We start from the raw sequence: 11,465 nt of genomic DNA, 5'->3' as shown, positions 1-11,465 counted from the left end.
GACGCCTTTCGGCGTCCGGCCTACTTCTTGTTCTCGACCGCGTGGCCGCCGAACTGGTTGCGCAGCGCGGCGATCATCTTCATCTGCGGCGAGTCGTCCTGCCGCGAGGCGAAGCGGGCGAACAGGGACGCGGTGATCGCGGGCAGCGGCACGGCGTTGTCGATGGCGGCCTCGACCGTCCACCGGCCCTCACCCGAGTCCGCGGCGAAGCCACGGAGCTGGTCGAGGTGCTCGTCGTCGTCCAGCGCGTTGACCGCCAGGTCGAGCAGCCAGGAACGGATGACCGTGCCCTCCTGCCAGGAGCGGAAGACCTCACGCACGTCCGTGACGGAGTCGACCTTCTCCAGGAGTTCCCAGCCCTCGGCGTACGCCTGCATCATGGCGTACTCGATGCCGTTGTGGACCATCTTGGCGAAGTGGCCGGCGCCGACCTTGCCCGCGTGGACCGAACCGAAGTCACCTTCCGGCTTCAGGGCGTCGAAGATCGGCTGGACCTTCTCGACGTTCGCGGTCTCGCCGCCGTACATCAGGGCGTAGCCGTTCTCCAGGCCCCAGACGCCGCCGGAGACGCCGCAGTCGACGAAGCCGATGCCCTTGATGCCCAGCTCGACGGCGTGCTTCTCGTCGTCGGTCCAGCGGGAGTTACCGCCGTCGACGACCACGTCGCCCGGGGAGAGCAGCTCGGCCAGCTCGTCGATGGTGGACTGCGTCGCGGCGCCCGCCGGGACCATCACCCACACGACGCGCGGGCCCTTGAGCTTGCCCACAAGCTCTTCGAGGCTGTGGACATCGGCGACGTCCGGGTTGCGGTCGTAACCGATGACCGTGTGCCCCGCGCGGCGGATGCGCTCGCGCATGTTGCCGCCCATCTTGCCGAGACCGACGAGACCGAGCTCCATCAGAGATTCCTTTAGCGTTGTGCCGATTCGTACCTGGGACCGAGCCTACGCCCGGTCGGCACGCACGGCGGGGTGCAGCCCGGCGGGCTCGCTCGGCGCTGAGCCTGTCCACCGGAAGCTGCCATGACAGGGACGACGGCCGGATCAGCCCGAGAGGCGGACCGGCATGATCAGGTACTTGTACGCGTCGTTCGCCTCGGCGTCGACGGCGGGACGGCCGCTGAGCAGGGCCGGCTTCGTCGACGTCGTGAAGGAGAGCTGGGCGACCGGGGAGTCGATCGCGCTCAGGCCGTCCAGCAGGAAGGTCGGGTTGAAGGCGATCGAGATGTCATCGCCTTCGAGCACGGCGTCGACCCGCTCCACAGCCTGTGCGTCGTCGCTGGAACCGGCCTCCAGGATCAGCACACCCTGCTCGAAGCTGAGACGCACCGGCGTGTTGCGCTCGGCGACGAGGGCGACGCGCTTGACGGCCTCGACGAACGGGGCGGTCTCGATGACGGCGACCGAGTTGAACTCGGTGGGGAACAGGGTGCGGTACTTCGGCAGGTCGCCCTCGAGGAGCCGCGTGGTCGTACGGCGGCCCGCGCCCTCGAAGCCGATGAGCCCCTCGCCGGCGCCGGACCCGGAGAGCGCCAGGGTCACCGTGTCACCGCTCGTGAGTGCCTTGGCGGTGTCCAGGAGCGTCTTGGCGGGCACCAGGGCCACGGCGGAGGCGTCGGGGTTCTCCGGCTTCCACAGGAACTCGCGGACCGCGAAGCGGTAGCGGTCGGTGGACGCGAGGGTGACGGTGTCGCCCTCGATCTCGATCCGCACGCCGGTCAGGACGGGCAGAGTGTCGTCGCGTCCGGCGGCGATCGCGACCTGGGCCGCCGCGGAGGCGAAGACCTCACCGGGAACGGTGCCCGTGGCGGTCGGCATCTGCGGCAGTGCCGGGTACTCCTCCACAGGAAGGGTGTGGAGTGTGAACCGCGAGGAACCGCAGACCACCGTGGCTCGTACACCGTCTGTGGAAATCTCCACCGGACGGTTGGGGAGAGCGCGGCAGATGTCGGCGAGGAGCCGGCCGGAGACGAGCACCGTGCCGTCCTCCTCGACCTCGGCGTCCACGGAGACCTTGGCCGAGACCTCGTAGTCGAAGCTCGAGAAGCTGAGGGCGCCGTCCTCAGCCTTCAGCAGAAGGCCCGCGAGAACGGGCGCCGGCGGACGGGCCGGGAGGCTGCGGGCCACCCAGGCCACCGCCTCCGCGAGTACATCGCGCTCCACCCGGATCTTCACCGGAACCGCCTCCTGCTGTTGCTCGCTCGCCCTGCTGGCCTTCGTCGTCTGACCGGGGCTCCCTGCCGAAGGGCTGGGGAGGCCGCCGGGGTCCAGTCTGACGTACGGCACCGACACTCGTTGCTGCTCGGGGTCAAGTCGCGCCAAGAGGTTCGCCGAGCTCGCCGCTCGAGTTGTGCACAGGTCCCACTTCGAAGCTGATTCCTGGCTAACTCTGAGTGGTAGTAGTAGTAGGCCCTGTGGAAACCGTGGATAACGTCATCTGCGCAGGTCAGAACCGGTTTTTTGTCCACCGGACCTGTGGGTGGCACCGGTGGACAACCAGGCGCTTCTGTGGACACGCGAAAGTTCTGCACACCCGATGCACAGGGCTGGGTGACTTCTCCCCAGGGCTGTCCCCAGCTTTACCCACGTTCCCCACAGCTCAACCGAGGCCCCTGGTGTGACGCCTTTCACTCTCGGCAGTGAAAGGCGGTGTCGCGTTGCCGAACAGTGGACAGGGGTGTGGAGAAGCTGGGGACAACGAGCCGCTGCCTGTGGGCTGCCGGTGGACAACATCGAAGAGGCCCTGTGGACGAAATTTCTGTCCACAGGCTGTGGATCACCGTTGACCACAAATCCCCAGGCGTGTGACCTGGTCTGATGGAGTATCGACAGCGGGCTCTGTGGACGCAATCTGAACAACTTCACAGTCCCCAGGCTGTGGACGCCAGATTTCCGCTTCATCTGTGGAGAAGGGCCGTATCCGCGCCCGTATTCGAACACTCCCTGTCGGCGAGGCCGTGCCAGGGGCGGTCCACCGGGAGCGGATCGGGTGCGCCACGCTGTATCCGGAGCTGTTCCCCGGCACGGGGCCGGTCATTCCTGGGTCCGCTCCCGGAGCTTGCCGAGCCTGGCGCCAGGGCCTCCACGCCAGGCTCCTGAGCCGCGCCTCTGGGCACAGCGCCAGGGCTGGTGCGAGCTTCAGCCCCGTACCGGGGACGGCGAAGGGCGCCTCGCGAGGACGTCGTACGGTCCTTGCGAGGCGCCCCGGGGCGCGGTCCGGCCGGTCAGCCGTTCTTGATGCGGTTGGTGAGCTCGGTGACCTGGTTGTAGATGGAGCGGCGCTCCGCCATCAGCGCGCGGATCTTCCGGTCGGCGTGCATCACCGTGGTGTGGTCCCGCCCTCCGAACTGGGCGCCGATCTTGGGTAGGGAGAGATCCGTCAGTTCGCGGCACAGGTACATCGCGATCTGGCGTGCCGTCACCAGGACACGGCTGCGCGACGATCCACAGAGGTCCTCGACCGTCAGACCGAAGTAGTCCGCAGTCGCCGCCATGATGGCCGGCGCGGTGATCTCAGGAGCGGAGTCCTCGCCGCCCGGGATCAGGTCCTTGAGCACGATCTCGGTCAGACCGAGATCGACGGGCTGCCGGTTGAGGCTCGCGAATGCGGTCACGCGGATGAGCGCGCCCTCCAGCTCGCGGATGTTGCGCGAGATGCGGGAGGCGATGAACTCGAGTACCTCCGGCGGGGCGTTGAGCTGCTCCTGCACCGCCTTCTTGCGGAGGATCGCGATACGCGTCTCCAGCTCGGGCGGCTGGACATCTGTGGTGAGGCCCCACTCGAAGCGGTTGCGCAGCCGGTCCTCGAGCGTCACCAACTGCTTGGGAGGACGGTCCGAGGACAGCACGATCTGCTTGTTCGCGTTGTGCAGCGTGTTGAAGGTGTGGAAGAACTCCTCCTGCGTCGACTCCTTGCTCGCCAGGAACTGGATGTCGTCGACGAGAAGGATGTCCACGTCGCGGTAACGCTTGCGGAAGGTGTCGCCCTTGCCGTCGCGAATCGAGTTGATGAACTCGTTGGTGAACTCCTCCGAGCTCACGTACCGCACGCGGGTGCCCGGGTAGAGACTCCGCGCGTAGTGCCCGATGGCGTGCAGCAGGTGGGTCTTGCCGAGCCCCGACTCCCCGTAGATGAAGAGGGGGTTGTACGCCTTCGCGGGGGCCTCGGCCACGGCGACCGCCGCCGCGTGCGCGAAGCGGTTGGACGCGCCGATGACGAAGGTGTCGAAGAGGTACTTCGGGTTCAGCCGCGCGTGCGGCTCGTTCGTGCCGGGCGGAGGCGCGGACTGGGTGCCCATGGGGCCGGCGCCGGTTCGCCCGGGTCCGGGCTGGCGGTGCTGCGGCTGCTGGTCCTGGAGATCATGACGGTCGCGGCCGTCACGCTGCTGTTCGTAGCCCTGGTGCTCGGGCTGCTGCGGCCGGTAGTCGTGCTGCGGCTGCTGCTGACGCGGACTCGCGTAGGGGTCGCGGTCCTGGTACCCGCCGTGCCGCGGCTGCCAGGACAGGTCCTCCTGGACCCGGGGCCAGGCTCCGGGCTCGGGGCGGTGCTGCTGGTAGTCCGGGTAGGCGGGCCGGGCCGTCGGCATGCCGTCGTCGGAAGACCTCGGGCCGTAGGCGTCGTAGCCGTCGATGTGCGGAGAGTCGTCGCGCTGTGGCCCCTGGTAGCGGTGGGACTGCTGGCCCTGGTGCGACGAATGCATGGGGGGTGCGGGAGGAGCGGGAGGCTCGTTCGCGGAGTCGTCGACGGTGATCGCGATCCGGATCGGGCGCCCGCACTCGCGGGTCAGCGTCTCGCTGATGAGCGGAGCGAGCCGGCCCTCCAGGACACGCTTGCCCCACTCGTTGGGTACGGCCAGCAGCGCTGTGTCCGCCACGAGAGCCAGAGGCTGGCAGCGTTCGATCCACTGCTTGTCCTTCGGCTCGATGCCCTGCTGGCCCTCCCCGAGGAGTTGTTCCAGCACTCGTGGCCACACTGCGGCAAGATCGGCAGGTACGTCAGCCACAAGGCACGCTCTCTCGCATGTCCCACGAATGTGTGCTTCTCGGGACGGGATGGGTCGGGTCGGGTGAGGCCCGGCAGTCAGGAAGGAAAAGAACCGGAGTTCAGCCACGGTAGTCAGGCCGACCCGCGTGGTTCAAGTTGTTGTCCACAGGCTGTGTACAGCACGGCCCCCTGAGGAGCCGGTTTGACCGGATGGCGTAGCCGCGCGTACCGTGACCAGGTCGAGTTGTCGATGGCTGCTGCCGCCTGCCTCCGATGGGCAAAGATCACGATCTGTGATTGTGAAGCGGTGCACTAAGGCGTTTACGCGAGTTCCTCGTGGGCGCACGGTGACAGCCAGGCGATGTCCCGCCAACACACGAATCATTTCTGGAGCCCCCGAGTGAGCAAGCGCACCTTCCAGCCGAACAATCGTCGTCGCGCCAAGACCCACGGCTTCCGGCTGCGTATGCGTACCCGTGCCGGCCGCGCGATTCTCGCGAACCGCCGTGGCAAGGGTCGCGCCAACCTGTCCGCCTGATCGCGGCCAGGTCATGACGTGCTGCCTTCCGAGAATCGGCTGAGGCGGCGCGAGGACTTCGCAGCCGCTGTACGTCGGGGACGTCGGGCCGGACGCCCGCTACTCGTCGTGCATCTACGCAGCGGTGTTACGGACCCGCACGTGACAGGGGAGAGTGCTCCCCCGCCGCGTGCGGGTTTCGTTGTCAGCAAAGCAGTGGGTGGAGCGGTCGTCCGGACCGCGGTGAAGCGCCGCCTTCGCCACCTGGTGCGCGAACGGCTGGCTCAGCTGCCCCCCGGTAGCCTTGTTGTCGTACGAGCGTTGCCCGGATCGGGTGACGCCGACCATGCACAGCTGGCCCGAGACCTGGATGCCGCACTTCAGCGGCTGCTGGGAGGGGGCGCGCGATGAAGTACCCGCTGCTGGCCCTTATCAAGCTGTATCAGTGGACGATCAGCCCGCTCCTCGGGCCTGTCTGCCGTTACTACCCGTCGTGTTCCCACTATGGATATACGGCGATCGACCGGCACGGTGCGATCAAGGGAACTGCGCTGACCGCTTGGCGCATCCTGCGGTGCAATCCGTGGTCACCCGGCGGCGTGGATCACGTACCGCCACGCAAACGTCCGCGTTGGCACGAACTGCTGCGCAACTGTGTGCGTGGCGGCAAGGGCGGAGACTCCGCCGCCGATGTGCCTTCCGGGGGGTCGGTCTCCGAACCCCTGAGCCCGGCCACAGAGACTTCGCCCAATGCTCAAGGAGCCTGATTAGTGGACACGATTGCCAGTCTGTTCAGCTTTATCACCACACCTGTCTCGTGGGTCATTGTCCAGTTCCACAAGCTGTACGGAGCCCTCTTCGGCGATGACACGGGCTGGGCCTGGGGCCTGTCCATCGTGTCCCTGGTGGTCCTGATCCGGATCTGCCTGATCCCGCTTTTCGTGAAGCAGATCAAGTCGACCAGGAACATGCAGGTGCTCCAGCCGAAGATGAAGGCGATCCAGGAGCGCTACAAGAACGACAAGCAGCGTCAGTCCGAAGAGATGATGAAGCTGTACAAGGAGACGGGTACCAACCCGCTCTCCTCGTGCCTTCCGATTCTGGCGCAGTCCCCGTTCTTCTTCGCCCTGTATCACGTGCTGTCGTCCATCGCTTCGGGCAAGACCATCGGCGTGATCGACCAGCCGCTGCTCGACAGCGCCCGCCAGGCGCACATCTTCGGCGCCCCGCTGGCCGCCAAGTTCATGGACAGCGAAGAGAAGGTCGCGGCGCTCGGCGCCTCGCTGACCGATGTCCGCGTGGTCACGGCGATCATGATCGTGATGATGTCGGCCTCGCAGTTCTTCACGCAGCGCCAGCTGATGACGAAGAACGTCGACCTGACGGTGAAGACGCCGTACATGCAGCAGCAGAAGATGCTGATGTACATCTTCCCCGTGATCTTCGCCGTCATGGGTATCAACTTCCCTGTCGGTGTCCTCGTGTACTGGCTGACCACCAACGTCTGGACCATGGGTCAGCAGATGTACGTGATCAACCAGAACCCGACTCCGGGCAGCAAGGCGCAGGACCAGTACCTGGGCCGTGTGCTGAAGAGCGTGACCTCTCACGGTCAGGTGCGGGGCAGGACGCGGCGTAACACCGTGAAGCGGATCGTGGCCAAGGGTCCGGACCGCAACGACATCGAGCGCAAGTTCATCACCGGTCTGGGCAAGCTGGGCCTCGCCGCCCAGGAGGACGGGACGGTGGCGAAGAGCGAAGCAGCCGTCGTCGAGGCCGAGGGTGGGGCCGCGCACAAGCGGCAGCAGCCCAAGCGTCAGACCAAGGCGAAGCGTCAGACTGCCGCCACGCACCCCGGCGCGGCGAAGGACTCCGACTCCACCGGCTCGGAGTCCAAGACCTCGCTGCAGAAGCAGGACGCATCGCAGGACGACAAGCCGACCACGGCGGGCAAGCCCACCGCGTCCGGCTCCTCACGCCAAGCCAAGTCCGGACCGCGCAAGGGCCCGCAGCGGCCCAAGCACCCGTCCAAGAAGTAAGAAGGAGTCCATCCGTGACGGAAGGCACCATCACCACGGCCGCTGAGGGCAGCGACACCCTGACCCGCCTCGAGCAGGAGGGGGAGATCGCGGCCGACTACCTCGAAGGCCTGCTCGACATCGCCGACCTCGACGGCGACATCGACATGGATGTGGAGGCGGACCGGGCTGCGGTCTCGATCATCAGCGAATCGGCGCGTGACCTGCAGAAGCTCGTGGGCCGCGACGGCGAGGTGCTGGAGGCGCTCCAGGAGCTGACGCGCCTGGCCGTGCACCGCGAGACCGGGGACCGAAGCCGCCTGATGCTGGACATCGCCGGCTTCCGGGCCAAGAAGCGCGAGGTCCTCGCCGCACTGGGTGCCAAGGCTGCGGACGAGGTGAAGAGCTCGGGCGAGCCGGTGAAGCTGGAGCCGATGACGCCGTTCGAGCGCAAGGTCGTGCACGACGCCGTAGCGGCAGCAGGTCTGCGCAGCGAGTCCGAGGGCGAGGAGCCGCAGCGCTTCGTCGTCGTCCTGCCGGCCTGACCGGATCCTTGTACTGTCGGCCCCGTCTGTTCGCAGGCGGGGCCGATCTTTGTCAGCCTGATAGTCAGCCACCCACAGTGCGCTAGTGCGGTACGGAAGGACGGTCCCCGTGACGGAGGCAGCAGCAGAGCTCCCTCAGGCGCCCAAGGAGGCGCAGGCGGTATTCGGTGAGTTCTTTCCAGAGGCTGTCAGGTACGCGGAGCTGTTGGCGGACGCGGGGGTCAAACGAGGACTCATCGGTCCTCGGGAGGTGCCGCGCCTCTGGGAGCGTCATCTGCTGAACTGTGCGGTTCTCTCCGAGGTGGTACCCGAGGGTGTCACGGTGTGCGACGTGGGTTCGGGGGCCGGGCTTCCTGGTATCCCGCTCGCGCTGGTGCGTCCCGACCTGAAGATCACTCTGCTCGAGCCGCTGCTGCGGCGCACGAATTTCCTTCAGGAAGTCGTCGAGCTGCTGGGCCTGGACCACGTGACGGTGGTCCGGGGCCGCGCTGAAGAGGTGCTCGGGACCCTGCAGCCGGTACATGTGGTGACCGCACGGGCCGTGGCTCCGCTCGACCGGCTCGCAGGATGGGGCGTACCCCTGCTCCGCCCGTACGGAGAGATGCTGGCCCTCAAGGGGGGTACCGCCGAAGAAGAGATCCAGGGCGCCCGCGCTGCCCTGAGCAAGCTGGGCGTGGTGGAGACAGAGGTGCTCCACGTCGGCGAAGGGCTGGTGGATCCGGCCTCGACGGTGGTGCGTGTGGTGGTCGGGGAGAGCCCGGGTGGTGTGAGGTTCGCCGCAAAGCGCGCCAAGGCTGCCAGGGTCGGCCGGACGCGTCGGCGCCGTTGAGAGCGGGTCGCCCTCGTTGATCAAGAGGGCGTTCAGTCCTATTCATGCAGTTGAAGCCTCTTTGCGCTGATGCTCCATGCAAGCAGCCATATGCGCTGGCTGCGGAGTGTCGGGAGCCCGCCGCTGGACGGCAGAGGCATCGTGTTTCACGTGAAACGTCGCTCTCTGCTGCAGGGAATCATCGGCCGCGGTCGTGCGGCTGCCGCGCCGCGCGACCGCAAGCCCGTAAGGGCTACAGAGTTGTCCACAGAAGCGGATTCATCCACAGAACAGTCGGCCTCGCTGGTTCGCAACCCCGAAAGCATGGCAGGCTCTGTTCATTGCGAGCCTGAAGTCGAGGAGAGTGAATCCTTGCGGTCCGACGCCAACATCGCGGGACCGATGACCGATCCGGTCCCCGGTCCCCGTACCGAGTCCCTGGGGGACGGTGTTTCACGTGAAACACCGCCACCGATGGACGACACACCCATTGGTCGTGCGGCTCAGCTGGCGGTCGAGGCCCTTGGCCGCGCCGGCGAGGGTCTGCCCCGACCAGACCGGACACGCGTCATGGTGGTTGCCAACCAGAAGGGCGGTGTCGGCAAGACGACCTCAACGGTCAACCTTGCCGCCTCGCTCGCGCTGCACGGGGCGCGCGTCCTGGTGGTGGACCTCGACCCGCAGGGGAATGCCTCCACGGCTCTGGGGATCGATCACCACGCGGAGGTCCCCTCCATCTACGACGTTCTTGTGGAGAGCATGCCGCTCTCCGAGGTGGTTCAGCCCGTTCCGGACGTCGAGGGCCTCTTCTGTGCTCCGGCCACCATCGATCTCGCCGGTGCGGAGATCGAGCTGGTCTCGCTGGTCGCGCGGGAGAGCAGACTCCAGCGGGCGATCCAGGCGTACGACCAGCCGCTGGACTACATCCTCATCGACTGCCCGCCCTCGCTCGGCCTACTCACGGTCAACGCTCTCGTGGCCGGTGCCGAAGTGCTCATCCCGATTCAGTGCGAGTACTACGCACTGGAGGGTCTCGGACAGTTGCTGCGCAACGTCGACCTGGTCCGGGGGCACCTGAACCCCGACCTTCATGTCTCCACCATCCTGCTCACCATGTATGACGGCAGGACCCGACTTGCGTCTCAGGTGGCGGAGGAGGTGCGCAGCCACTTCGGCAAGGAGGTGCTGAGGACCAGTATTCCGCGATCCGTGCGCATCTCGGAGGCACCGAGCTACGGGCAGACCGTTCTCACCTACGATCCGGGCTCCAGTGGCTCCCTCTCCTACCTCGAGGCCGCCCGCGAAATCGCCCTGCGGGGCGTGGGTGTGCACTACGAGGCCCAGCACGCCCCAGCGGGTGAGCCTGCCCACACGGGCATTCAGAACAGTCAGCAGAGCAACCCGGAGGGCATGCAGTGAGTGAACGTCGTAGAGGGCTGGGGCGTGGACTCGGTGCACTGATCCCCGCAGCTCCGCAGGAAAAGCAGGTCACGAGTCCCGCGACCGGTGGGAACGCGTCGGGCACGTCGCCCGTGCTTACCGCCGAGCGGGGAGTGGCCGCCGCAAAACTGGCAGGGCTTCCGTCCGGGGCAGTGGTCCCGGAACCGAGTTCGCCCGTCGCGGACCTGGAATCCGTTCCGGAGCAGACCGATTCCGCCGGTGCGTATTTTGCTGAGCTGCCCTTGGCCTCGATCACACCGAACCCCCGGCAGCCGCGTGAGGTCTTCGACGAGGACGCCCTGGCAGAGCTCGTCACCTCCATCAAGGAGGTCGGTCTCCTCCAGCCGGTGGTCGTCCGCAAGGTTGCCGACGACCGCTACGAGCTCATCATGGGTGAGCGCCGGTGGAGGGCTTGCGGCGAGGCAGGTCTGGAGCGTATTCCGGCCATCGTCCGGGCGACGGACGACGAGAAGCTGCTCCTCGACGCGCTCCTGGAGAACCTGCACCGGGCGCAGCTGAATCCCCTTGAAGAGGCGGCGGCGTACGACCAGCTGCTGAAGGACTTCAAGTGCACTCACGATCAGCTGGCGGACCGGATCGGCCGGTCCCGGCCGCAGGTGTCCAACACTCTCCGTCTGCTGCGACTTTCCGCGCCCGTACAGCGCCGGGTCGCCGCCGGTGTTCTTTCGGCCGGTCATGCAAGGGCGCTCCTGTCGGTGGACGACTCGGAGGAGCAGGACCGGCTTGCCCACCGCATCGTGGCTGAGGGGCTGTCGGTTCGCGCGGTGGAGGAGATCGTGAATCTTCTCGGCTCCGAGCCCGCGAGCTCTGCGAAACCTCGGGGCCCCCGGGCCGGTGGGAGGGTCTCACCGGCCCTCACCGACCTCGCTTCGCGTCTCTCGGACCGCTTCGAGACGCGGGTGAAGGTCGACCTGGGGCAGAAGAAGGGAAAGATCGTCGTCGAGTTCGCCTCGATGGAGGATCTGGACCGCATTCTCGGCAGCCTCGCTCCGGGTGAGGGTCGCGTGCTGGAGCGGACTGCCGAGGAAGAGCAGGCAGAGGGCGACGAGGCCTGAGTCCGTAGCTGAAGGGCGGCGGGGAGTCCTAGCCGAAGGGCGGGCCTAGTTCCGGGAAGTTCTCCGGAACTAGGCCCG

The 11,465-nt window shown here is 67.0% G+C and carries 11 protein-coding genes; 8 read left to right on the top strand and 3 right to left on the bottom strand.

All coding sequences use genetic code 11. The annotated features are described in order from the left end of the window. Positions 1-20: 20 nt before the first annotated feature. The 3 genes from gnd to dnaA form a co-directional block, all read right to left on the bottom strand. Positions 21-899 carry a phosphogluconate dehydrogenase (NAD(+)-dependent, decarboxylating) gene (gene gnd, locus ABZY45_RS21235; RefSeq protein ID WP_145808025.1) on the bottom strand — a complete coding sequence of 293 codons (879 nt, stop codon included), beginning with the start codon at positions 897-899 and terminating at the stop codon, positions 21-23. Between the two features lie 144 nt (positions 900-1,043). Then, on the bottom strand, positions 1,044-2,174 hold the full coding sequence (gene dnaN / locus ABZY45_RS21230) for a DNA polymerase III subunit beta (protein WP_356742083.1): 1,131 nt from the start codon (positions 2,172-2,174) through the stop codon (positions 1,044-1,046). A 1,049-nt stretch (positions 2,175-3,223) separates the two neighbouring features. Next, on the bottom strand, positions 3,224-5,002 hold the full coding sequence (dnaA, locus tag ABZY45_RS21225) for a chromosomal replication initiator protein DnaA (protein WP_356741976.1): 1,779 nt from the start codon (positions 5,000-5,002) through the stop codon (positions 3,224-3,226). Between the two features lie 381 nt (positions 5,003-5,383). On the opposite strand from dnaA, the gene rpmH reads away from it, so the two are divergent. From rpmH to ABZY45_RS21185, 8 genes are all read left to right on the top strand, one after another. Further along, on the top strand, positions 5,384-5,521 hold the full coding sequence (gene rpmH / locus ABZY45_RS21220; RefSeq protein WP_014047156.1) for a 50S ribosomal protein L34: 138 nt from the start codon (positions 5,384-5,386) through the stop codon (positions 5,519-5,521). Between the two features lie 18 nt (positions 5,522-5,539). Further along, entirely contained in the window at positions 5,540-5,911 is a 372-nt protein-coding gene (gene rnpA / locus ABZY45_RS21215; RefSeq protein WP_356741975.1) for a ribonuclease P protein component, read from the top strand. After that, positions 5,908-6,267 carry a membrane protein insertion efficiency factor YidD gene (gene yidD, locus ABZY45_RS21210; RefSeq protein WP_356741973.1) on the top strand — a complete coding sequence of 120 codons (360 nt, stop codon included), beginning with the start codon at positions 5,908-5,910 and terminating at the stop codon, positions 6,265-6,267. The genes rnpA and yidD overlap by 4 nt, the downstream gene beginning before the upstream one ends. A 3-nt stretch (positions 6,268-6,270) precedes the next feature. Beyond that, positions 6,271-7,539, top strand: coding sequence for a membrane protein insertase YidC (gene yidC, locus ABZY45_RS21205; protein WP_356741971.1), 1,269 nt, complete (start codon positions 6,271-6,273; stop codon positions 7,537-7,539). 14 nt (positions 7,540-7,553) lie between these two features. Next, positions 7,554-8,063: a R3H domain-containing nucleic acid-binding protein gene (locus tag ABZY45_RS21200; RefSeq protein WP_356741970.1), complete on the top strand. Its 510-nt coding sequence runs from the start codon at positions 7,554-7,556 to the stop codon at positions 8,061-8,063. Positions 8,064-8,172: 109 nt separating this feature from the next. Then, positions 8,173-8,892, top strand: coding sequence for a 16S rRNA (guanine(527)-N(7))-methyltransferase RsmG (gene rsmG, locus ABZY45_RS21195; RefSeq protein WP_073750685.1), 720 nt, complete (start codon positions 8,173-8,175; stop codon positions 8,890-8,892). A 303-nt stretch (positions 8,893-9,195) separates the two neighbouring features. Continuing rightward, positions 9,196-10,290, top strand: a complete 1,095-nt coding sequence (locus tag ABZY45_RS21190) for a ParA family protein (protein ID WP_356742081.1) — start codon at positions 9,196-9,198, stop codon at positions 10,288-10,290. Then, the gene (locus ABZY45_RS21185; protein WP_356741968.1) at positions 10,287-11,387 is read left to right on the top strand and encodes a ParB/RepB/Spo0J family partition protein; all 1,101 of its coding nucleotides are present in this window, start codon (positions 10,287-10,289) and stop codon (positions 11,385-11,387) included. The genes ABZY45_RS21190 and ABZY45_RS21185 overlap by 4 nt, the downstream gene beginning before the upstream one ends. The last annotated feature ends 78 nt before the right edge of the window (positions 11,388-11,465 follow it).

Origin of the sequence: Streptomyces sp. NPDC006516, from assembly GCF_040611875.1 — a bacterium.
Lineage (GTDB): Bacteria > Actinomycetota > Actinomycetes > Streptomycetales > Streptomycetaceae > Streptomyces.
This window is presented reverse-complemented; position numbering and strand designations above follow the sequence as displayed.